We start from the raw sequence: 22,874 nt of genomic DNA, 5'->3' as shown, positions 1-22,874 counted from the left end.
AATTAAAATAGCAAATATGCTATATTTATCATTGTATTCTTACAAAAGGAGTTCTATTTATGAAATCAATTAAAAAAATAGTGTTACCTGTAACACTTTCAGCATCAGTATTAACTTTAGGCGCTTGTGGTAATGGTTCAGATAATTCTGGAGAAACCTTAGTAGAAACTAAAGCCGGAAACGTAACTTCACAAGACGTACTAGACAAAATGGGTAATAACGAAGTCGCACAAAATGCATTTCAAATTGTACTTAACAAAGTCTTAAAAGATAAATACGAAGACAAAGTTGATACGAAGAAATTAGACGAACAAGTTGATAAACAAATCGAGCAATATGGTGGTAAGAAGAAATTTGAAGAAGCACTACAACAAGAAAAACCAGGTGCTACTATTAAAGACTTTAAAGAATCTCAAAAGACTTCTAAATATCAAGAAGAATTTATCAACGATGCCGTAAAAGTTTCTGACAAAGAAATCGATGAAAACACTAAAAAAGGTTCTCATATCTTAATTAAAGTTAAATCAGAAGATTCAGAAGAAGGCTTAAGTGATAAAGCAGCTAAGAAAAAAGCTGAAAAATTACTAGCTCAAATTAAGAAAAATCCAGATGATTTCGAAAAAATCGCTAAAAAAGAATCACAAGATGAAGGTACTAAATCTAAAGGCGGTGCTTTAGGATTTGTATTGAAAGGTCAAATGGATGAATCATTTGAAAAAGCATTATTCAAACTTAAAAAAGATGACGAAATTTCAGATGTTGTTAAATCTCAATATGGTTACCATATTATAAAAGCAGATAAAGGCGAACCATCTAAGAAAGAAAAAGCTAGCCTTAAAGAACAATATCGTCAACTAAAAATCCAAAAAGAACCTAAGATCATCATCAATGCTTACAAAAAATTATTAGATGAATACAAAGTTGATTACAAAGATAAAGATATTAAAAAAGCAATCGAAGATAATATCTTAAACGAAAAAGCATTACAACAACAACAAATGCAAGCAGCACAACAATCATCAGCAAGCTAAAATTAAAAAGCTATGAAGAAACGTTAAATGTTTCTTCATAGCTTTTTTGATTAATCTAAAGTTTCAGGTTTATAAAATTGTCTATTTTCTAAAGCAAAGATACGCTCTGTAAATTGACCTTTATCTACTTTTTTAAGATGTTTTTCAAACATCATCATTCTTGCATCAATATTATCAATAAAATGAAGAATTTCTGCTTCTTTAACCATAGGTAATTTTGGAGATCCATACTCTAATTTACCATGATGACTTAAAACTAAATGTCTCAATAAGAGGACTTCTTCCCCTTCTATATTGTGCTCTTTTGCAACTTGAGCAATTTCATCACTTACGATTGAAATATGACCTAACAAGTTCCCTTCAACTGTGTATGATGTTGCGACTGGTCCTGATAACTCTTTTACTTTACCTAAGTCATGTAGAATAATACCACTATATAATAAGCTTCTATTTAAAATTGGATAAATATCACACAATGCTTTCGCTTGTCTTAACATTGTAACAACATGATAGCTTAAGCCAGAAACAAAATTATGATGATGTGAACTAGCTGCTGGGAATGTAAAATACTCTTTTTGATACTTTTTCAGTAATATACGTGTAATTCTTTGTAATTTAGCATTTTCAATATCTAGTATATACGTCATAATTTCTTCTGACATATCTTCTATTGATAATGGCGCCGCTTCTAGAAAGTTTTCCAACTTCACATTATCTTCATCTACAGCCACTCTAAATTGATTAACTTTCATTTGTTTTCTTCCGCGATAATCAATAACGTCACCTTTCACACGAATAATCGTTTCAGGTACGAGTAATTGAATATCCTCATTTGTTACCGTCCATACTTTTGCTTCTATATCACCACTTTTATCTTTAAGATAAAGAGTCATATATGGTTTACCTTGAGCTGTAACACCTTGAGTTGCTCTATGAATCAAAAAGTAATGATCTACTGAGTCTCCTGGTTTTAATGTCTCTATAGTTCTCATTTGCTCTTAGCTCCTTCTATTTTTGTCAGCGTAATTGTTTGCTTCTGAGGTACATTTTGATCTTTATTACAAGTGAAATAAAGTATTTGAATATCATCTTTCATACTCATTAAATATTTAATCATAATTTCTTTACGATGTTTATCAAAATGCACAAATGCATCATCAACGATAATTGGGAATGGATAATATTTTTGTAAAGATTTAATTAAACTAAATCTTAACGCGATATATAATAATTCTTTCGTTGACTGACTTAATTCAGTAGGATGGAATACTTGTCCATTTTCATGTCTAACTTGTACATTTTGTTCTTCATAAATAACTTGATTATATCTGCCTTCTGTTAATGCTTTTAAAATATCTGTAGCATCCTTCACTACATATGGTAGTCGTTTATCTTTAATTTGTTTAATATGTGCTTCAACTAAGTTTTGTAAATAACTTAATGCTGCCCAATCATTTGCAGTTTCATTCACTTTATCTTTAAGTAAATGGTATTCATGTCTTAAAGCTGAAAGTGTTTCATCTGTTTCCATATGATTGATTTGAGCATTTAAATCACTTAATTCTGATTGAACATTTAAATAGCGATCATTATATTCATCAACTTGACCTTCTAACTGAGTACGTTCATTTTCTAAGTCTGTTTTTGTCATATAACTTAGTTGTGTATTTTTATCGTAATCGTAATTTTGATTGTTCAATAAATCTGTTAAATAATTAAATCGTTTTAAATCTTCGTGATAAGACACAAAGGCTTTATGATGACGATAATATGCTTCTTCATTATCTACACTAATGAAGTCAAATAAAGATTGAATCACATTGTTATTTTCTTCTAAACGTGCATTCAATGCATTTATTTCATTTGTTAATAATGCTTGTTGGTCGTTATTGCGTGATTGAATATTAAATTCTTTTTGATGTTCGTCTAAAGCTTGTTTGACATCATGAAATAGTGAAATCTCTTGATAATGTAATCCTGCATGACTCACAATGCTATCAGCTTCTCTATAAAATGCTTCTAAAGCCGCTTGTTTCTCGTCTCTTATTTTAGTAATGCGTGTGATTTCTAATCTATTTTGTTTAATTTTTCTAATTGTCGACAATGCATCATTTAATAATTGAGAAGAAATTTGATTAGAAACATGTAAACTCACTTTAGTTTCTTTAAGTGCTCTTTCTTTGTTCTCAATAATTTCTTCTACTTGTTCAAGTTCTTTATTTAATTCAGTTTGCTTAGTAGATAAAATCTCTTGAGACTGATAATAACTTTCTAATTCTTGTCTAATTTTCGTTTGTTCATCAAGATTAAAGTCTAAATCATAAAATTGCTTTAAGTGTTGTACTTTTTCTTCTAGTTCATCAATTTCCTTAGAAAATGCTTGATCATGGTTTAATTCTTTAGATTTAATCATAAAGGCTAATCCTACTAATACGACACCTACAACAGCGAATATAGCACTAAATACGATTTGTGATGCGATAAACGCATAAATTGCAATTGCGATTAATAATATGCCACCAATTCCAGAAGCAAGTCTATATTGTTTACTTCTCTTTTCACTTTCTTCTTTTTGCTTATTAAAGCTTTCTTCCATTTTTTTGTATAGCGATTTCTTTTCACCGAGCTCTAGCGCTTTTTGATTATATACTTTCTTTTGTTCATAATTCTCATCAGATACGAGATCATTATGCAATTTATCAACATTATTAGTATAACGCTCTTGTTCTATAGATAATTGGTTGAGTGAACGTTTAATTTGCTCTCGTTCTGCAACGTTTTCTTCTCTAATGCGATTGACTTCAGCTATATGTGTCTTCATCGCATCAGACGTATCTACATCTAAAAATTCTTCATTCCAGCCGATATCTTGTCTAAGTAATTCATTATCACGTTCAGCATTATCGATTTGCTGGTTTAATTGTTTTAATTCTTGATGTTTTTCTTTAATATCTGATTCTCTTTGTCTAATACTATTGAGCGCTTTTTCATCTCGTTCGGACATGACTTTTACATTTTCTAAAGTATGTACGACTTGTCCAAGCTTTTCATTTCTTAACGTTAAATCACGTTTAATACTTTCATTTGAACGTACAGCTGATTCGTAGCGCTCTATCCCTTGTTCAGGGAATTCATATGGTTCTATATTTAAATTGCTTTCTAACTTCTTCCATTCAACCACTTCGTTATGTAGTGAAATTTCCTTTTCTTTACTCGTTAACCTGTCAGTAAGTTTGCCGAGATTCTCTTTTAATTGATTTAATCTTCGAGATGTTTTATCACGTTCATCTTGAAGTCTTTCATATTCTGAAAGTTTCTTTTCTTCATTTTTGATCTTAATTTCTAAATCATTCAACTGCTCTAATTGAACATTTAGCACTGGATTTTTACCATTTTTCTTATATAATGCATCTTTCTCAACTTGCATTAAATCGCTCATACCAGTGAACTCAGTTGAACCTAGTGCACCTGCTTGAAGTAAATACATTTGAAGCTGGTCTTCAGTTAAGTTCTTATGAATATCTTGTAAACCTAATACATTAAAAGAGAAAATACCTTGATAAGTTCGCTTATTAATGAAATTTAACTTTTGTTTCAGCCATTCTTCATCTTTAACTTTACCATTAGAAAGATATACTTTAACGTCACCTGTTACACGACCTTTAACTCGTTCTACTTCAACAATTTGACCATCGAAGTCTAACACTAACTTACCGCCGTATTGGTTCCCTAGTCTTGGTTCTAATCTTGGTTCATTTTCTTTTTTAGTTGGAAAGCCAAATAATATAGAATGAATAAACGCTTGTATCGTTGATTTGCCCGCTTCATTCTCTCCATATATTTGCATAAAACTTTGATCAAATTTTATTGTTCTAGACATGAGTTGGCCATAGCCATAAATTTCTAAAGATTTAATTTTCATCGCTTTAACCTCTCATTCTTCTTTTTAAAATTGCTTCCCCACGCTCAATAAGTGCTTGTTTATCAACATCACTAAATGGCTCTAAAAATCTATTTGCTTTTGGATTCATATACAAATCACTGAGGGCTTCTTCAAGAATGTTCTCATCTTGTAAAATATCATCATTGAACTCATTCGCTAATGCTACTTCTGAATCTTGATCAAAAAAGACATTCAACTGTTCAACAAAGATAAAGTTTGTTTGATTCTCTTCATACTCTTGAATCAATTGTATAACTTGGTTAATTTCATCTTGCTTTAAAATCTCATCATGTTTGACATAAACGTCTAATTGATAAAAAGCCTTACCTTCTGTTCTCACACTATCTTTGAATTTTTGTATCGCTTCGTATAATGCGTGTTTACCTTTAGCTTGTGTTTCAATGACTGCTTTTTCAAACCTAATATATTGAGTTGGTTTGAATGATGCTTGTAATTTAGACTCATCGCCTTCAACAAATAAATAACCCTTTTCACCTTTTTCTTTAAAATGACGGGCTTGTATATTACCAGGATAGTGAACTTGAGATAACTCACTAATCATAGCTCTTTCATGAATATGACCCAAAGCCCAGTAATGATATAATTTGCTATTTAAATCTTCAATATTGAATTCAGTATATCTTTGCTTCACACCTGAAGCTTGTGAATATGTACCATGTAATACACCAATATGTATCCCTTTGTTACCTGTAGATTCAGGATATTCATCAATTTTATTCTCATAACTTTGATCTTTTTGATAACTAAAACCATGTAAATAAACAACTTGTCCATTTTTCGTAATAAGTTGATAAGTAGAAACTTTATCAGAGAAGACTGTTACATTCTCTGGCCAAACTGTATGGACACCCACAGATAAAGGATCGTGGTTACCATGTATGATATAAACAAAAATTTGTTCATCTTGTAATCTAAGAAATTGCTCTCTTAAAAACACTTCTGCACGCAAAGTTCTATTATTTTGATCAAATAAATCCCCTGCAATTACGATGAAGTCAACTTGCTCTTTAATTGCGTCGTCAACAATTTTTCTAAAACTATTATATGCACTTTGCTTTACATCGCTTAAAATAGAAGGGCTTAAATAATGTCTAGACTTAAATGGACTATCAAGGTGTAAATCCGCACAATGTATAAATTTAATCATATACCTAACCTCTTTCAATATTAGCTCATTTCTTAATTATTATATTCAAGCTCAACCAATAGAATAATCAGATTTATAAAGATTTTTAATGCTTTAATTTTACCATATTCCGCGCGTATACGATACATCGCACATATAAGAATGAACAACAAAAAAGTGACATATGAATTATTACTATGGAAGATTGTAATGGATATGTTATGAACACTTCTGGCTAAACTTGTTCGTAACGAGGGTGTTGTGAACACTTTCGGCTAAACTTGTTCATAACGAGGGGCTTGTGAACACTTTCTGCCAAACTTGTTCATAACGAGGATCTTGTGAACACTTTCGCCCAAACTTGTTCGTAACGAGGGCGTTAATTACAAAACTCAGCTGAAGTGTTACTATGGACCTCCTTAGTTACAAATCTCAGTCGAAGTGTTACTATAGACCACCTTAATTACAAAACTCAGCCGAAGTGTTACTAACGCACTCACTATTTGCAATTTTCATCAAAACTGCTAATAACGACACCACTATTTGCACCTTCAGCCAAAACTGCTAATAACAGCCTACTCTCATCAACATTCCCCACTCTATATAATCTGTCATAAAAATTCCCACAAAAAAGCCGACAAAGTCTAATGACTTTGTCGACTCATAAAAGTTAATTAATTAACCTTCTTGGTTTTCTTCAAGGCTACCATAGATATCTTCTAATGGTTTCATGATAACACGGTTTAAATCTTGAATTAATTGACTCATTGCTTGTTCAGCTTGCATTAATTCAGCGATTGTTTCGTTTTGTTCAATTTCTTGAGCAGATTTTTGAGCTCTAGCGATATCTACTTCTGAAATTTCTTCGCCTTGCATTTGTTTAGTTTGTAATTCTAATTGAATTTCACGGAATTCATCGAATAATTTTTTTGTTTCTGGGTTTGCATTAACTTTTTCATATTGTTCTTTAATTTTGTTATATTCTTCACTTGCACGTAAAGTTTGTTCTAGTTCATTCGCTTTGTCGTAAATGTTTACTTCTGCCATAATTAATTCGCTCCTATAATAAATAAATGTATTAGAAAATCAATTCCAATAATACTGTATCATAATTCTAGGTCTTATACAAAAATAGCGATTATTCCTTGTAATAATCCAATAATTCCACCTAATACAAAGCCTAATAATGTAATTAATTTTAATTCTTTATTAGAGATTTCTATGACTAATTTTTCTAAATAAGATAATTCAAATCGATCAATTTGATCTTTAATCAATTCTGCTAATTTCATTCTTTCCAAAATTAAGCTAATATTATCACCGACTTTACCAATCATATAGTCTATAAATCTTTCTGTTCCTCTTCCTTCCATATATACAAATAAATTTGGAACGAGTTCATCTAAAGGAGTATTTAAATATTTATTAACATTAATAGATTCTGTAATCTCAGTTGCGAATAATGTTTTGGCTTTTTCTTTTCTTTCATCTGTTAATACTTCTTGTAAAGGTTTAGCCATCCATTTGTCGTATTGATTATGCACTTGTAGATCAATCATATTTTTGATTTTTTCTTGTTTAATGACATTTCTTAGTTCTTTTTTAACTCTATATACGATATCTTCAGTTGTCATAAACATTTGAATCATGCCGACCATTCTACCTTTTTGTTCAAAAAATTCTTCAACCATCGAATGAATATCTTGTTCTCCTTTTTCAGAAACTAAATATTCATCAATCTTTGTTAAAATTTCTGGTGTTACACGATTAAGTTGAATATTTAATTGCTCAAGTATTTCTTCTGGAATAAGTGATTTAATGTCATCATTTTTATGAGATGTATAATATTGATCAATCTTTTCTTTAATAGTAGATTTAATCGTTTCATTTAATTTCTCTTCAAGTGGATAATCAATTCGATCCACAAAGTTTTGAACGGTATATTTTTTCTCTTTCAAAGTATTAAATTGGACTTTAATCGTATCTTCAAGCACTTTCTTCGTACTTGGGTTCACAAGTTTTTCTTTAAATACTTCAGGTGTTAAGAGATGTTTAGTAACCATCTCACCTACTTTTTCTGATAATTCATTTCTTCTTTTTGGTATTAAGCCTGGTGTGAACGGTAATTTATATCCAAACCATCTAATTTCATGATAAGGATGAAATAACATTTTAATTGCAATATAATTTGTAAATCCACCTATTAACGCACCAATTACCATCATACTAAATACGGTTATAATTGTTGACATGGAAATTCTCCTTCTAAAAAAGCTACTTCTTTAGAATAATCCAAGAAGTAGCTTTTAACAAATATTATACAAATTTTAAACAAATAATGATTGCGTTTTACGTAAGAAATAAGTTTCTGCTTCACGTTTTTTCGCAGTACCGAAGATTGGTTGACGTTCTTCGTTTAAGACTCTGTAAAGATCTGATTTTTTATTAGATTGTAAAATATAGCCAGATTTAGCATCAAGTGTTACCCAGTAAATATCGCTTGTATTGTCATGGTTTGGATATGCACAATGATGACGAGATATGATTTGAATAACTTCTAATGGGTCACAACCAAAAGTAGTATTTAAAACATCTGAATCTCTGAATAACGCACAAATTGATACACATGTCGTCCAGTTAGGTAATACTCTCTCTTTTTCAATTTGCACTAAAGTTTTCTTAGATAATCCTACTGTATTCGCCATAGTATCTTGAGTGTAACCAGCCTCAATACGAACCATTTTGAATTTTGTTTGGATTATTGTTGTAAATGTTTGTTTATCCATCTATATCTACCTTTCTTTTTAATATTTATATTAATTGATTTAATATGTTGCAAAAATACACGATTTTTTCAAGCACAAGTAACATCATAATACATTTTTAACCAAATTAAAAGAGGTAAATTGAATTTAATATCAATTTACCCCTTTAATACACTAAATTATTTATTCTTTTACAAATTTTGACTTTTCTCTTTCAGATAAAATTAGTGCACATGCAGCATCTCCAGTAATATTTACAGAAGTTCTTGTCATATCTAACAATCTATCTATACCTAAAATAATACCTATTGCTGCGGGGTCTAATCCGACTGAAGTCAGTACCATTGCTAACATTACAAGGCCAACACCAGGAACACCTGCAGTACCGATTGAAGCAATAACGGCAACAACGACAACAGTAATCATTTGCATAATTGATAAATCGATACCTGATACTTGAGCTATAAATATCGTTGCGACACCTTGCATAATAGCTGTTCCATCCATATTTATCGTAGCACCTAAAGGCTGTACGAATGAACTAATTTCTTTTCTCACACCCATTTCTTTAGTACATTCTAGTGAAATCGGTAATGTTGCGTTTGAACTTGATGAACTAAAGCCAACTGTCATAGCTGGGAAGAATTTTTTAAAGAACCAGAAAGGATTCTTACCTGCTAATAATTTAACTGCTCCACCATAGATCACAAAAAAGTGCACTGCTAACGCTAATAATACAACAAAGAAGTACATTCCAAGTTGTTTAATTGCGCCAAATCCTGCGTTTGTAAAAGCTGTTGCAACTAGTCCAAATGTACCAATTGGTGCGAAGTAATTCATAATCATAGTAACGATATACATGAGTATATCATTGGTCTGCTCGAAGACTTTTTTCACCGCTTCAACCTTACTACCAAGTGCAATCATTCCTACACCAATAAAGATTGCAAATGTAATAATTGGTAACATATCTTGTTCCACCATAGATTTCATTGGATTTTGTGGGAACAAATTAATCAATGTTTGATCAAATGTTTGATTTTCTGGTGCAGCTTGATCTGATGATTTAGCTTTTTGTTCAGCACCATATTTTTTAACATCATCACTATTTAATAAATCTGATTGACCAACACCTGGTTTAAATACTAAAGCTAATAACATTGCGATAATAATCGCAATTGCCGTAGTACATAAGAAGAATGTAACGGTTTTTAATCCTATACCACCTAGTAATTTTGGATCACCTACGCCAATAACCCCTAATACAATTGAAACAAATACGACTGGTACTACAAGCATAAAAATGAGGTTTAGGAATATTTGACCAATTACATTAAATACATATTGATTTGTACCTTGAACGAAACCCGTTCCGGCAAACATATTAAAAATCGATCCAACTGTTATACCTAATACTAAAGCGATAACAATTTTTAAAGTTAAGTTTTTCCTGACTTTCATATTAAACTACCCCCTATAAAGTATGTAAAATCATTTCTCCCATGTAACATATTATACTTTAAGGGCTTTCATTTTGTAAATTTATTTTTGTAATTTTACATAAAAACGAGTAAGTATTGAATATGACAATACTTACTCGTAAAAATATTATATCTGTATTTAAATTAATAATTGGTGTTCCATTGCATAGACTGCTGCTTGTGTTCTGTCTGATACTTTTAATTTATTTAGTATATGACTGACATGTGTTTTGATTGTTTTTTCAGATACAAATAGTGTTTCTGCAATTTCTTTATTGGTTTTACCTTTCACCAATTCTGCTAATACTTCAAGTTCTCTTTTTGATAATTTATTTTCTCTATGTGGTTTCCGTTCACTTTCAGAAATAACAGACTGTACTTTTGGATGAATTTTCTTCTCACCATTTAATACAGATCTAATTGTTTGTATAAGTGAATCAGGTTCTACATCTTTAATTTCATAACCATCTGCACCTTTATCAATAGCTGATATGACATGTTCTTCATCATAAAAGCTTGTTAAGACTAATATCTTAATGTTTGGGTATTTCTTTTTCATGATACTTGTGATTTCAATGCCATTCATATCAGGCATAACTAAATCTAACAGAACAATATCTGGTGATTCATGTTGTTCTAAGTACTCTAGCAATAACACGCCACTTGAGAAATCAGCTTGTATATTGAAATCTGGAACAGTATCTAGTAAGAAACTTAATCCTTGTCGCACAATATGATGGTCATCTACTAAGATTATTTTATAACTCATGTGTGATACTCCTAACATTTAAAGTGGAATAGAAATCACAATTTCTGTTCCTTCATTCAATTTTGATTTAATATCTACATGTCCCTTCATTCCTTGAACACGTTGCTTAATATTTCTCAAACCGTGAGATAGCTTATTGTCTAAATCTTGACTTTCAAATCCTTTACCGTTATCTACAACTTTAAATTTAAACGATTTTTTATTTTGTTCTAGATATATTTTCGCACTATTTACACCTGAGTGTTTATGAATATTATTTAATGATTCTTGAATAATACGATAAACATTCTCTTCAATTGTATTCGGCAAATCAATAAGTCCTTCAACTTCAAATTCAGGTTCAATATGAATTAACTGACTATATTGTTTAATAGCTGATATTAAACCTTGTTCTAATCCTATCGGTTTAAGTTGCCATATTAGTGCTCTCATTTCATTGACAGCACTTTGACTCGTCTCTTCAATTGTTTGAAAAGCTTTCTTAGCCGCTTCATGATCATCAAGACTTTTCGCAGCATGAGCAGTGATTTTTAAAGAAAATAGCATTTGATTAACAGAATCATGTAAATCTCTCGCTAACCTATTTCTTTCATTTATACGAGCTGCTTCTTTTTCTTGATCGGTTAATAATATCCGTTTAATAGCAGAGCCGATTTGAAATGCTACAGACTCTAACAATTCTAAATCTTCTTCTGAATATCGTTTCGTATTTGGTGTCGCAATATTAAGCAGTCCAAATTTTTCATTACCAGAACGCAGTGGTACAGTTGCATGATGTGTAATCCCATCCGTCTTATCATGATGTTCTTTAGTTGCTTTTACAATTCTCGAACATGTAATAATATTTGAAGCTTTCGTTAGTTTTTTATTTTGATATGCTGTTACACACCAACACGTACCTTCTGTCATGTATTGGCAGCTATTATGTGTTAAAGCGGGCGGTAACGCTTCTTCAGCAACAAGTTCATGTTTACCTTCTTCATCAATAAAAAATATCCAACCTGTATGAAAGTTACTACCACTCACTAATTTTTTAAGTGCGCCATGCATCATACTATACATTTCAGTCTCTTCATTTAAAAATTCCGCAATTTCTTTTAAAAGGCTTGTACGCGTTGGTTTTTCCATATCAATCACCTTTATTATTATTGATTATACGTAATATTATATACGTCATGTCGTCTATCTCTAAGATGTCTAACAGTTCCGTTTTCTCTACCTCTTCTTAATACTTCTAAATCAATTTCACCGATAGCAACCATTTCTAAATTCTCACCTGTTTCACTCACGATACCATCACGAGCAAAACCATAGTCTGAAGGAGAATATATCGCTGAAGCACTATATTGGATATCCATATTCTCAGTTTGTGGCAAGTTACCGCATGTACCTGAAGTCACTGTATAAACTTGGTTTTCTATAGCGCGTGCCATACAACAATATTTTACACGTAAATAACTTTGTCTATCTTCTGTTGAGAATGGTGTAAATATAATTTTTGCACCTTTTTCCATTGCGATTCTAGCCATTTCAGGGAATTCACTATCGTAACAAATTTGAATCGCTATTTTACCACAATCAGTATCGAATACTTCAACGCCATTACCAGGTGATACACCCCACCATTTTCTTTCATTTGGTGTTACATGGATTTTATATTGTTTTTCGATAGATCCATCTCGTCTAAATAAATATGAAATATTATAAATATCTTCCCCTTCTTCAACGAAATGAGAACCACCAATAATGTTGATATTATATTTCATCGCAAACTGATTGAACATCTCAATATATTGAGATGTATAAGTAGTTAATTTTCTAATAGATTCTGCCGGATTACTTTGTTCATCAAAGCTCATTAATTGTGTCGTTAACAATTCTGGAAAGACGATAAAATCACTATCCGCATCGTATGCAACATCAATAAAGTATTCAATTTGGTTTGCAAACTCTTCAAATGAATTAATTTTACGCATCATATAATTAACTGTGCATATTCTCACAGGTTCACTCGTTTTAAAATGAACATTACTTCTTGCTATGTAATCAGGATTATTCCATTCCATCAAAGTAGCAAATTTCATACTTTTTACATCATCATTTAAATAATTGGGATTAATACGCATTAACGTAAAATCATTCATCAATTGAAATGTTAATACTGGATCTTTAATACGATGTTTAATGACACCTTGTACATATTCACGTGGCGTTAATTCATCACTATATTGATGATAGTTAGGAATTCTACCGCCTATAATGATACTCTTTAAGTTTAATTCATAGGCAATTTCTCTACGCGCTTCATACAATCTTGCGCCTACTTTCATCCCTCTATAATCAGGATGAACCATGACTTCAATACCATATAAATTATGACCGTGATCATTATGGTTTGTAATATAACCATTATTCGTAATACTATCCCAAGTATGTCTGTCATCATATTCATCAAAATTGATGATAAGTGAAGAACATGAACCTATTATTTCACCTTCAAATTCTACAACAATTTGTCCTCTCGGAAACATTCTTAAATGACTTTCAAGGTGTCCTCTCTCCCACGGTTCCATCCCTGGAAAACATTTAGACTGTAATTCAATAACTTCATCAATATCATCAAAAGTCATCTGTCTAGTATTAATACTTACGTTAAATTCATTATTATCGATTGATTTTGACATGAAACATACTCCTCATCTCTTTTTCTTGTTATAATAATTATAACTTATTTTTTGTTATAATATAATTTTTCCCGATTTTGAGAGAAATATTCCTGGAGGGCGCTATGCTAATTACAATACCATCAAAATTTGAAGGTCAAACAATCGAAGAGATGTTTAAATCTTTACATCTACCAAAGAAAGAACTTCACCTTTTAAGAATGTCAAAAGAACTTACGATAAATAACGAAGTGTGTACATTAAGAAATACTGTAAATGCTGGAGATAAACTCAATATCCCATTATTTGACGAATCAAGCCAATATGTTTCTAGTTACCGATTAGCTGAAATTAAATACGAAGATGAATACTTAGCTATTGTTGTTAAACCTAAAGGTGTTAAAACACATCCAAATGATTTAAAAGAAGCAAACACACTTATGAATCACGTGATCTATACGTTAGATTCAGATTATGCTGAGCCTGTCCATAGACTTGACCAAGAAACTGTTGGTTTATTATTAGTCGCAAAACACCCTATCGCTAAAAAAATATTAGATCGTATGTTAGAAGATAGAGAAATTACAAGAACATATAAAGCGCAAGTTGATAGTCTATTACCACTTAAACCACAAACAATTGATATGCCAATTGGTAAAGACAAGTTCCATCCAAACAAAAGACGTGTATCACCAACAGGTCAACGTGCGATCACACATATACTTGAAAGTCATATGATTGATGAACATACAGCAGAAGTAGAATTAAAATTAGATACGGGTAGAACACACCAAATCCGTGTCCACCTTGCAGAAATAGGACATCCAGTTGTCGGTGATCCACTTTACAACAACAGTAAACTTAGAAAATTAAAATTACACAGCTACAAAATAGAATTCGAACATCCATTTAAAGATGAATTGATTTCAGTTACATTAGACGATTAAATAACGCGAAAAGCCAACAAAGCTTTAACTTTGTTGGCTTTTTCTATTTATCTCTTTAATCTTTGCTTAAATTTATTAATAAAGTTACTTCTTTTACTCGTTACAGGTCTCCCTATATTTAAGTGAGACTTTCTCATTTCTTTCCCTGCTAACATAGCCTCATCCATTAACATTTCTTGTGAGTTCATATGTTTATTCCCTGCATCATTGTATTGGTATAAACCTTCATTATTTTGAATACGACCTTTTAGTCCATCATTGAGTTGTAAATCAACAATACCTTTTAAACGTTTAACTAAATTAGGATCTAATACTGGGAATAATATTTCAACACGTTTAATCATATTTCTTGTCATCATATCAGCTGAAGAAAGATACATTTTTTCTTGTCCATTATGGTAGAAATAATAGATTCTTGAGTGTTCTAAAAATCTACCTACAATACTGATGACTTCGATATTTTCACTTACACCTTTAATACCTGGTTTTAGACAACAAATACCTCGAATTATCAGTTTAATTTTGACGCCACACTGTGATGCTTCAAATAATTTTTTAATTACTTTTTTATCTGTTAACGAATTCATTTTAGCTATAATGAGACCATTACCATGTTCTTTATGAGATTCCATTTCTTGTTCGATATGTTCAACAAAGAAATCTCGTATTTCAAATGGTGCGACGATTAACTCATTATAATCAGGCTTTAATGAATAACCACTTAAATAATTAAAGAAGTTAATCGCATCTTGTCCTATTTGAGGGTTTGTCGTAATAATTCCCATATCTGTATATATTTTAGCTGTCTTATCATTGTAATTCCCTGTTCCTAGATGCACAAAAGGTATCACTTTTCCTTTAACTTTCTTAATAACTAGCGTAATTTTACTATGTGTTTTAAGGAATGTCATACCATAAATAACATTACAACCTGCATCCTCCAGCATTCTTGCCCACTGAACATTGTTTTCTTCATCAAATCGAGCTTTCAATTCAACAAGAACTGTAACTTGTTTACCATTTTCAGCTGCATTTTTTAAAGCTTGAATGATTGGTGAATCACTACTTACACGGTAAAGTGTTTGCTTGATAGCAAGTGTATCTGGATCTTCTGAAGCTTCTTTTATAAATTCAACAATCGGCTCAAAAGATTCATATGGATGATGGAAAAATACATCTCTTTCCAATGCTAATTCAAAAACATTATTTTTACTTAATGAGGAAGGTATTTGTGGTGTATAAGGTTTAAATAGTAGTTCTGGGAATAAATCTTCTAATTGTCCTACAAGAGAGAATAACACTGTTAAATCTAGTGGACCATTAACTCTGTATATATCTTCGTTTGATAACTCAAGTTCATTCATTAAGAAAATACTCTTCACTTCTGCGTCTATATGTCTACTATCAATTTCAAGTCGTACTGCTGCACCACTTTTTCTTTCTTTTAAAAATCGTTCTATTTCTATTAATAAATCTTCTGCACCTTCTTCATGAATTGTTAAATCTGCATTTCTTGTTACTCTGAATGTGTACGTATTAATCACTTCATATCCATTAAATAATTGTTCTATAAATAATGAAATGACATCTTCAAGAAATACAATATATTTAACGCCTTCATGTTCTAACTTAATAATTCTATCTAATAATGTTGGAACAGGAACGATTGCCGATTTAATTTCGCCATCATTTAGCCTAATATCTACAAATAAATTCAACATTTTATTATTTAATTTTGGAAACGGCCTGTATGCATCTATTCCTAATGGTGAAAGTGTTGGTAATATTTCAGTGTTAAATTGATGTTGAAGCTGCTCAATCAAAGGTTCTGGCAATCTTTCTGGTTGTGTAATAAATATTTTATAGCTCTTTAACAATTCTTTTAATTCATTAAATCGCTTATATTGAAGCTCGACGTTCACTCTATTTTTCTTTTCAATGCCGATTAGTTGTTCTTTAGGTGTCAATTGCGCTTTATTCTCTGGTTCATTAAAATTCATCTTAACTTGGTCTTTCAACCCCGCTACTCTAACCATAAAAAATTCATCTAAATTAGAACTATGAATTGCTAAAAATTTCAACTGTTCTAATAAAGGATTGTTAGGATCAATTGCTTCTTCAAGAACACGATAATTAAAGTCTAGCCAACTTAATTCTCGGTTGTTGTAATATTCTGGATTGTCTAAATAAAATTGTTCCGCTTGTGCTTCCATAATTATCTCACCCTTTACAAATTTCCAATCAAGATTATAAAATCACACTACTTCATTTAAACGTAAGTTTATTAATCTTGTGTAAATATAATATTAAGTTTTTTCGGTAGTAACTTTTCTAAATGTTTTTTCTGTCTATCTGACTGATATTCTTCAGCGATTGGGTCTGTAACATATTTGGCTTTTAATTCAAATTCATTTTTCTTTTCAATTAATGCCATTGATTCAATGCAATCCGTATTAGAAACATTTAAAGCATGCGCAAATTTAATGATGCCGCCAAGCTTTTGAATAATTTCCATTTCTTCATCATCAAACCAAGGCGTTCCCTTTATATAGAACTTTAATAATGTCTTGTTTTTAAAGCTTGCCAGAAGTGCTAATTTAACCCTTTCTTTATGCGATAAACCATTAATACTTGAATTGGCTATAATATAATACGTATGTTGTGAACTAGAATCTGCATCAATAAATGAACCTAAATAATATAAATATGCAGCTTCTTTAAATATTTCTCTATCTTCTTTTGAAATTTTGAAGCTAGTGATATCTTCTAATTTGTTTAACAAATCTTCAGCTAATTTCATGCGCTGTTTACCATTTGAAGCATTGATATTATATTCATTTGCTATATGTTTTAATGCATCACTTGTAACATTATTTTTATTAAATGCCTTTGGAAATTCTTCTTTAATTCTTGTCATCACTAAACCTTCACGTAGACCTTTTCTTGAGAACGTAAAACGTTTTGCATCTGCGATATCATATAATGTATTAAAGACAATAGAACTAGGTAAAATGATATCTGTACGGTCTCTACTTAAACCATCTAAATCTTTTAATTCACTTTTATCAGATTTTTTCAAGACATCAAACACTTCTTCAAGTCCTTTTTTAGTCATGTCATACCCATGTACACCTGCAATTGGATAATTATTTAATGACTGATGTATACGCGCATTATTTCGGGCAGATCCACCAATTCCTATAATAGGAACGTTTTTATCTTTTATCCATTTTTCAGACTCAAACTGTTCTTTAACATACTTCTCACATTTTTTTATCGCATTTTTATCATTGTGATCTTTATCAGAGAAAAATATTTTCTCTAAAGTTACAACACCAAAAGGAAAACTTATTGCCTCTTTTAACTTTTTATCTTCAAAATAAGTTATTTCTGTTGAACCACCACCTATATCAACTGTAATACCGTTATTTATATTTAAAGTATGTGTTGCTGCATAAAATCCGTAAAACGCCTCATCTTGTTCTGGAATAATTTCAATATCGAGATTCGTTTTGTCTTTTACACTTTTTATAATTTCATCTATATTTTTAGATTGTCTTACTGCTGCTGTAGCTGCAGGGACAAGTTCTTCCACTTGAAATTTTTCGGCAACTTTTTTAAAACTATTTAATGTTTCTACTAAAATATTGATTCCATCTTTGTTCATTGTTTTATCTTCTTCTAAATATTGACTCAAACGTGCTGGTGTTTTAACGTTTTGTAGTTCATTTAAACCTGTATCTTTAGAGTATTCAAAAATAACAAGTCTTATAGTATTGGAACCTATATCTATTAATCCTAATCTCTTCATAAATTGCCTCCAAAGTTATATTTTGATACAGAAAAAGGTGCCTATAGCACCTTTTTTCTGTTCTTTATATTTGTGTCTTAAAGCTGCTATTATTTTTTAGAGCTTATCATATCTTCTGGTTTAATCCACTCATCGAATTGTTCTTCTGTTAGAAGTCCTGATTCAATTGCAGATTCTTTTAATGTTAATCCATTTTTGTGAGCATTTTTCGCAATTGCTGCTGCATTTTCATATCCAATATGTGGATTTAAAGCAGTAACAAGCATCAATGATTGATTTAAATATTTATCGATATTTTCTTCAATCGGTTCAATTCCAACTGCACAATTGTTATTAAATGTTTCAATACCATCAGTTAATAAATAAATAGATTGTAATGTATTGTATAAAATAACTGGTTTAAATACATTTAATTCAAAGTTACCTTGTGATGCTGCTATACCTACTGCTGCATCATTTCCTAATACTTGAACAGCAACCATTGTTAACATTTCACATTGAGTTGGGTTTACTTTACCTGGCATGATTGATGAACCTGGTTCATTCTCTGGAATTGAGATTTCAGCTAATCCAGCTCTTGGGCCAGAAGCTAACCATCTTACGTCATTTGCAATTTTCATTAAGTCACTTGCTAATGCTTTAAGTGCGCCATGAACATAAACAACTTCATCATGAGCAGTTAATGCATGGAATTTATTTTCAGATGATACAAATGGATAACCTAATTGTTCGCTAATCTGTTTAGCCACTTTATCGCCGAATTCTGGATGTGCATTGATACCAGTACCAACTGCTGTACCACCAATTGCTAAGTTTAATAATTGACCTTTAGATTCATTTAATAATGATTCACATTTATCTAACATATATCTCCAACCACTAACTTCTTGACCTAAAGTTAAAGGTGTTGCATCTTGTAAATGTGTTCTACCGATTTTAATAATATCTTTGAAATTTTCTTCTTTTTTCTTAAATGTATCTCTTAACGTACCAATTGCTGGTAATAATTTAGATTCAATTTCGTGGTATAAAGCAACATGCATTGCAGTTGGATATGTATCATTTGAACTTTGAGACATATTAACATGATCATTTGGATGAACGGACTCTTCTGAACCTTTTTCTTTCAAGTATTCATTGGCAACGTAGCTCACAACTTCGTTCACGTTCATATTACTTTGTGTACCACTACCTGTTTGCCAAACTACTAGAGGAAAATGTTCATCTAAATTTCCTTTTAAAATTTCATCAGTAGCATATACAATGGCATCTTTCTTATCATCAGATAATTTACCAAGTTCATGATTTGAAATCGCTGCTGCTCTTTTTAAATGTGCAAATCCATAAATCACTTCAATTGGCATTTGTTCTTTACCTACTGGGAAATTCTGTTTACTTCTTTGTGTTTGTGCTTTCCAATATTTCTCACTTGGAACTTTAATTTCACCAAATGTATCATGTTCAATTCTGTAACTCATTTCAATACTCCCCTTTATTTCTTGAATTCATCATTCTTTATTCATCTCTATTATATCGTATAAAGAAAGCGAATTAAACTCTCAGTTGTCAGATAATTTAAATTAACGAAAAAAAGAGACTGAGACATTACATTATGTCCCAGACTCGTTTTTTAAGACTCTTGTTCAGATTTCTTTTCTTCAAAAGCTTCATCATTTTGTTCTGATATTTGTTCCATTTCTTTACCTAGTTCTTTAACATCTTCTAGGTCTTGAACCATTTCATTTTCTTCTTCTAGATTTTTATTCAAATTTCTCACCTTCTTATGAAAATTGAATTGAGAAGTAAGATCTAACGTCTTCAGGTAAGCCTTGTGCCGCTTCATTATCTAATACAACTGTTACCATTCTATGTTGTTTTAATTTAGCGGATTCAACAGAACCATTTGCAGGTTCTTGATATAACTGACTTACTGCTTTAGCTTTTTCTTTACCAGTGACAAGTACGATAACTTCTCTTGCTGGGTGAATTGCTTGATTATAGTCTAATCCAGTTCTACTATCTTCAGTTAAAGTGACAACATCTAACATCAATTTGTTTTTCTTTTTGTCAGTATTCACTTTTTCTTTAATAAATGCTTCAACATCACTACCGACATCAGTTTTTAATACTTGTTTAGCTGGGACACCTAATTCTGTGTAATAATCTTCTTTACCGTCAAAATCTAAAATATGAATTTGACTGAAGTTCACAGGATTTTTCTTAACATCATCTAATAGTTCATCGAAAAATGATGTTTGCTCAGCTTCTAAATGTACACCGACAACTGAAGTGCTGTCTGAATTAAATTGTTTGCGAACTACATCTGCAGCAAATCGTGCAGCAATATCTTTTGTTTCAAATACTTTAAAGTTTAAAGCCATTTTGTCCACTCCTCATTTCAACTTGTCTATTTACAAAAATCATAACCTTTAGTCATTATTTATAATATACCCTTTTTTAATAGTAGTTAAAACATTTAATTCTGAATCAGCTATAACAAGATCTGCTTGTTTTCCAACTTTGATTGAGCCAATTCTATCATCAACTTTCAATCGAATAGCTTGATTTAAACTTGCTGTACGCCATGCTTCTTCAAGTGGTATATTTGCAAAGTCCATTAAATTTTTTAAGCCTTTGTTCATAAGTAATATACTTCCTGCAAGTGAACCTGTTTCTAATCTTGCTTCGTTATTTTTAACAAATACATCTTGACCTCCAAGATCGTATTTACCATTTTTCATACCTTTTGCACGCATTGCATCTGTAATAATGCAGAAATTCTCATTTCCTTTAGCAAGATACGCTAATTTTACTGCAGCAGGATGAGAATGAATACCATCAACAATGACTTCTGTTGTTAATCTTTCATCTGTCAGAGCGGCACCAAATACGCCTGGTTCTCTATGTGTAAATGTCGTTTGGGCATTATATAAGTGTGTAATATGCTTAAGACCATTTTGAACTGCTTTTTCAATGCCATCGTAATCAGATACGGTATGTCCTGCTGAAAAAATAACATCTTGATGAAGTGCTTTAATAACTTCTTCTGCACCTTCAACTTCTGGCGCAATTGTCACTACTTTAATCGCGCCATTTGCTTTTTCTTGAAAATCTTTGAATTTTTGCACTGTAGGTCTTGCAACAAATGCAGGATTTTGAGCACCAACTTTATGTTCAGAAATAAATGGACCTTCTAAATGTACACCGAGTATTTCAGCACGTTTATCATCTATCTGTTTATAGTTTGCAACATTTTCTAATGCAGCATTGATGGCTTCAGTTGATTGCGTCATCGTAGTGGCTAAAAAGCTAGTCGTACCTTCAGATAATAATTTCTCAGACAATAAATTCAATGTTTCTGGTGTTGCATCCATTGCATCTTGGCCATAACCGCCATGAATATGTATATCAATAAATCCTGGAAGTACGTGTTGACCATTCGCATCAATCGTATGTAATGTACCTGTATATTCCCCTTCTTGAATATCGTGAATACACCCATTACGCACTTCGATATAGCCATGATCAATTTTATATGTTTCAGTATAAATTTGTGCATTTTTCAAAATATAATTATCCATATCAATGTCTCCTTAAAAATGTATTTAATTATTGCCTTAATTCGTATATAATAAAGATAACATAACATTACGAGGGGGCTAATTAAATGAATACGCTATTAATCTGTATGGTTGGTGTAGCATTTATTACTGCGATGTTAACTGCTGGTCGCGATTCTAAAGACTACGGTCTTAAGGAAGAAGATTTAAACAAAGAACTTGAATCTTTAAAATCAAATAATAATTAATAACTGAGACCATATGGCCTCAGTTTTTTTATTTCTATGATAAATTAGGATAGTTTTGTTGTCTTAACGCTTCATAAATTAATATTGCAGCAGTATTAGATAAATTTAAAGATCTTACATTATCATTCATTGGAATTCTTAATGCTGTATCTTTATATTTTTCTTTAACCCAATCAGGAAGTCCTGTTGTTTCTCTACCGAATATAAAGTAATGATTTTCTTCAACATTACTGTAATCAAACTGAGTATGTGGTTGAGTACCAAACTTCGTTAGTAAGTAATAGTTGCCACCTTCAGTCTTTTCGAAAAATTCTTCAATACTATCATAATAAACAATATTTACAAATTTCCAGTAATCTAGACCAGCTCTTCTTAACATTTTATCATCAGTACTAAAACCTAATGGTCTAATTAAATGTAAAGTTGTATCTGTTGCTGCACAACTACGTGCAATATTCCCAGTATTCGCTGGAATTTCTGGTTGATATAAAACTACATGATTTGTCATA

The 22,874-nt window shown here is 31.0% G+C and carries 20 protein-coding genes; 3 read left to right on the top strand and 17 right to left on the bottom strand.

Translation table 11 applies throughout. The features are described 5' to 3' along the window. The first annotated feature begins 59 nt into the window (after positions 1 to 59). Positions 60 to 1,031 carry a peptidylprolyl isomerase gene (locus MHH94_RS05300; RefSeq protein WP_048539850.1) on the top strand — a complete coding sequence of 324 codons (972 nt, stop codon included), beginning with the start codon at positions 60 to 62 and terminating at the stop codon, positions 1,029 to 1,031. A gap of 50 nt (positions 1,032 to 1,081) precedes the next feature. Here MHH94_RS05300 and yhaM read toward each other — a convergent pair whose 3' ends face one another. The 10 genes from yhaM to MHH94_RS05250 form a co-directional block, all read right to left on the bottom strand. Then, on the bottom strand, positions 1,082 to 2,023 hold the full coding sequence (gene yhaM, locus MHH94_RS05295; protein ID WP_084756690.1) for a 3'-5' exoribonuclease YhaM: 942 nt from the start codon (positions 2,021 to 2,023) through the stop codon (positions 1,082 to 1,084). After that, positions 2,020 to 4,953 (bottom strand): ATP-binding protein, encoded by a 2,934-nt coding sequence (locus tag MHH94_RS05290; RefSeq protein WP_058591060.1) that lies wholly within the window; start codon positions 4,951 to 4,953, stop codon positions 2,020 to 2,022. The genes yhaM and MHH94_RS05290 overlap by 4 nt, the downstream gene beginning before the upstream one ends. Positions 4,954 to 4,957: 4 nt before the next feature. Continuing rightward, the gene (locus MHH94_RS05285; protein ID WP_058591061.1) at positions 4,958 to 6,142 is read right to left on the bottom strand and encodes a metallophosphoesterase family protein; all 1,185 of its coding nucleotides are present in this window, start codon (positions 6,140 to 6,142) and stop codon (positions 4,958 to 4,960) included. 657 nt (positions 6,143 to 6,799) lie between these two features. After that, complete coding sequence (locus MHH94_RS05280; protein WP_048539848.1) at positions 6,800 to 7,168, bottom strand: YlbF family regulator; 369 nt, start codon at positions 7,166 to 7,168, stop codon at positions 6,800 to 6,802. A 74-nt stretch (positions 7,169 to 7,242) separates the two neighbouring features. Further along, complete coding sequence (locus tag MHH94_RS05275; RefSeq protein ID WP_340840003.1) at positions 7,243 to 8,373, bottom strand: DUF445 domain-containing protein; 1,131 nt, start codon at positions 8,371 to 8,373, stop codon at positions 7,243 to 7,245. 75 nt (positions 8,374 to 8,448) lie between these two features. Further along, positions 8,449 to 8,907 (bottom strand): XRE family transcriptional regulator XdrA, encoded by a 459-nt coding sequence (gene xdrA, locus MHH94_RS05270; RefSeq protein WP_025904809.1) that lies wholly within the window; start codon positions 8,905 to 8,907, stop codon positions 8,449 to 8,451. A 162-nt stretch (positions 8,908 to 9,069) separates the two neighbouring features. Then, positions 9,070 to 10,347, bottom strand: a complete 1,278-nt coding sequence (locus tag MHH94_RS05265) for a dicarboxylate/amino acid:cation symporter (protein WP_058591063.1) — start codon at positions 10,345 to 10,347, stop codon at positions 9,070 to 9,072. A gap of 159 nt (positions 10,348 to 10,506) precedes the next feature. After that, entirely contained in the window at positions 10,507 to 11,136 is a 630-nt protein-coding gene (locus tag MHH94_RS05260; protein WP_058591064.1) for a response regulator, read from the bottom strand. An 18-nt stretch (positions 11,137 to 11,154) separates the two neighbouring features. Next, positions 11,155 to 12,264 (bottom strand): GAF domain-containing sensor histidine kinase, encoded by a 1,110-nt coding sequence (locus tag MHH94_RS05255; protein ID WP_084756687.1) that lies wholly within the window; start codon positions 12,262 to 12,264, stop codon positions 11,155 to 11,157. A 17-nt stretch (positions 12,265 to 12,281) separates the two neighbouring features. Next, entirely contained in the window at positions 12,282 to 13,820 is a 1,539-nt protein-coding gene (locus MHH94_RS05250) for a bifunctional GNAT family N-acetyltransferase/carbon-nitrogen hydrolase family protein (RefSeq protein WP_048539843.1), read from the bottom strand. Between the two features lie 104 nt (positions 13,821 to 13,924). On the opposite strand from MHH94_RS05250, the gene MHH94_RS05245 reads away from it, so the two are divergent. Beyond that, on the top strand, positions 13,925 to 14,746 hold the full coding sequence (locus MHH94_RS05245; RefSeq protein ID WP_106417823.1) for an RluA family pseudouridine synthase: 822 nt from the start codon (positions 13,925 to 13,927) through the stop codon (positions 14,744 to 14,746). A gap of 47 nt (positions 14,747 to 14,793) precedes the next feature. Here MHH94_RS05245 and MHH94_RS05240 read toward each other — a convergent pair whose 3' ends face one another. The 6 genes from MHH94_RS05240 to nagA form a co-directional block, all read right to left on the bottom strand. Then, positions 14,794 to 16,959 carry an RNA degradosome polyphosphate kinase gene (locus tag MHH94_RS05240; protein WP_058591067.1) on the bottom strand — a complete coding sequence of 722 codons (2,166 nt, stop codon included), beginning with the start codon at positions 16,957 to 16,959 and terminating at the stop codon, positions 14,794 to 14,796. Positions 16,960 to 17,030: 71 nt separating this feature from the next. Beyond that, positions 17,031 to 18,557: an exopolyphosphatase gene (gene ppx, locus MHH94_RS05235; protein WP_208182404.1), complete on the bottom strand. Its 1,527-nt coding sequence runs from the start codon at positions 18,555 to 18,557 to the stop codon at positions 17,031 to 17,033. A gap of 89 nt (positions 18,558 to 18,646) precedes the next feature. Continuing rightward, on the bottom strand, positions 18,647 to 20,035 hold the full coding sequence (gene fumC, locus MHH94_RS05230; RefSeq protein ID WP_048539839.1) for a class II fumarate hydratase: 1,389 nt from the start codon (positions 20,033 to 20,035) through the stop codon (positions 18,647 to 18,649). A 152-nt stretch (positions 20,036 to 20,187) separates the two neighbouring features. Beyond that, positions 20,188 to 20,400 (bottom strand): SAS053 family DNA gyrase inhibitor, encoded by a 213-nt coding sequence (locus MHH94_RS05225; protein ID WP_370622769.1) that lies wholly within the window; start codon positions 20,398 to 20,400, stop codon positions 20,188 to 20,190. After that, positions 20,339 to 20,938 carry a 6-phosphogluconolactonase gene (locus MHH94_RS05220; protein ID WP_058591069.1) on the bottom strand — a complete coding sequence of 200 codons (600 nt, stop codon included), beginning with the start codon at positions 20,936 to 20,938 and terminating at the stop codon, positions 20,339 to 20,341. The genes MHH94_RS05225 and MHH94_RS05220 overlap by 62 nt, the downstream gene beginning before the upstream one ends. Positions 20,939 to 20,986: 48 nt before the next feature. Continuing rightward, entirely contained in the window at positions 20,987 to 22,138 is a 1,152-nt protein-coding gene (nagA, locus tag MHH94_RS05215; RefSeq protein ID WP_058591070.1) for an N-acetylglucosamine-6-phosphate deacetylase, read from the bottom strand. Between the two features lie 86 nt (positions 22,139 to 22,224). Here nagA and MHH94_RS05210 point away from each other — a divergent pair, with 86 nt between their 5' ends. Next, positions 22,225 to 22,365 carry a hypothetical protein gene (locus MHH94_RS05210; protein WP_162841915.1) on the top strand — a complete coding sequence of 47 codons (141 nt, stop codon included), beginning with the start codon at positions 22,225 to 22,227 and terminating at the stop codon, positions 22,363 to 22,365. Between the two features lie 34 nt (positions 22,366 to 22,399). On the opposite strand, the gene trmL is transcribed toward MHH94_RS05210, so the two are convergent. Next, a complete protein-coding gene (gene trmL, locus MHH94_RS05205; protein WP_025904798.1) occupies positions 22,400 to 22,873 on the bottom strand; it encodes a tRNA (uridine(34)/cytosine(34)/5-carboxymethylaminomethyluridine(34)-2'-O)-methyltransferase TrmL in 474 nt (157 codons plus the stop codon). Between the last annotated feature and the right edge of the window lies 1 nt (position 22,874).

This window comes from Mammaliicoccus sp. FSL K6-3158 (assembly GCF_038005105.1).
Classification (GTDB): Bacteria; Bacillota; Bacilli; order Staphylococcales; family Staphylococcaceae; genus Mammaliicoccus; species Mammaliicoccus sciuri.
The sequence above is the reverse complement of the archived record's forward strand: the minus strand, read 5'-3'. Positions and strand labels throughout refer to the sequence as shown.

Bases quoted from the DNA above. Each gene is read 5' to 3' on its own strand.
- MHH94_RS05255 (WP_084756687.1), bottom strand. From the start codon at position 12,264: ATGGAAAAACCAACGCGTACAAGCCTTTTAAAAGAAATTGCGGAATTT.
- MHH94_RS05280 (WP_048539848.1), bottom strand. From the start codon at position 7,168: ATGGCAGAAGTAAACATTTACGACAAAGCGAATGAACTAGAACAAACT.
- MHH94_RS05265 (WP_058591063.1), bottom strand. From the start codon at position 10,347: ATGAAAGTCAGGAAAAACTTAACTTTAAAAATTGTTATCGCTTTAGTA.
- MHH94_RS05225 (WP_370622769.1), bottom strand. From the start codon at position 20,400: ATGAAGCGGCACAAGGCTTACCTGAAGACGTTAGATCTTACTTCTCAA.
- MHH94_RS05285 (WP_058591061.1), bottom strand. From the start codon at position 6,142: ATGATTAAATTTATACATTGTGCGGATTTACACCTTGATAGTCCATTT.
- MHH94_RS05240 (WP_058591067.1), bottom strand. From the start codon at position 16,959: ATGGAAGCACAAGCGGAACAATTTTATTTAGACAATCCAGAATATTAC.
- xdrA (WP_025904809.1), bottom strand. From the start codon at position 8,907: ATGGATAAACAAACATTTACAACAATAATCCAAACAAAATTCAAAATG.
- trmL (WP_025904798.1), bottom strand. From the start codon at position 22,873: ATGACAAATCATGTAGTTTTATATCAACCAGAAATTCCAGCGAATACT.
- ppx (WP_208182404.1), bottom strand. From the start codon at position 18,557: ATGAAGAGATTAGGATTAATAGATATAGGTTCCAATACTATAAGACTT.
- MHH94_RS05220 (WP_058591069.1), bottom strand. From the start codon at position 20,938: ATGGCTTTAAACTTTAAAGTATTTGAAACAAAAGATATTGCTGCACGA.
- MHH94_RS05250 (WP_048539843.1), bottom strand. From the start codon at position 13,820: ATGTCAAAATCAATCGATAATAATGAATTTAACGTAAGTATTAATACT.
- MHH94_RS05260 (WP_058591064.1), bottom strand. From the start codon at position 11,136: ATGAGTTATAAAATAATCTTAGTAGATGACCATCATATTGTGCGACAA.
- nagA (WP_058591070.1), bottom strand. From the start codon at position 22,138: ATGGATAATTATATTTTGAAAAATGCACAAATTTATACTGAAACATAT.
- MHH94_RS05245 (WP_106417823.1), top strand. From the start codon at position 13,925: ATGCTAATTACAATACCATCAAAATTTGAAGGTCAAACAATCGAAGAG.
- MHH94_RS05290 (WP_058591060.1), bottom strand. From the start codon at position 4,953: ATGAAAATTAAATCTTTAGAAATTTATGGCTATGGCCAACTCATGTCT.
- fumC (WP_048539839.1), bottom strand. From the start codon at position 20,035: ATGAGTTACAGAATTGAACATGATACATTTGGTGAAATTAAAGTTCCA.
- MHH94_RS05300 (WP_048539850.1), top strand. From the start codon at position 60: ATGAAATCAATTAAAAAAATAGTGTTACCTGTAACACTTTCAGCATCA.
- MHH94_RS05210 (WP_162841915.1), top strand. From the start codon at position 22,225: ATGAATACGCTATTAATCTGTATGGTTGGTGTAGCATTTATTACTGCG.
- MHH94_RS05275 (WP_340840003.1), bottom strand. From the start codon at position 8,373: ATGTCAACAATTATAACCGTATTTAGTATGATGGTAATTGGTGCGTTA.
- yhaM (WP_084756690.1), bottom strand. From the start codon at position 2,023: ATGAGAACTATAGAGACATTAAAACCAGGAGACTCAGTAGATCATTAC.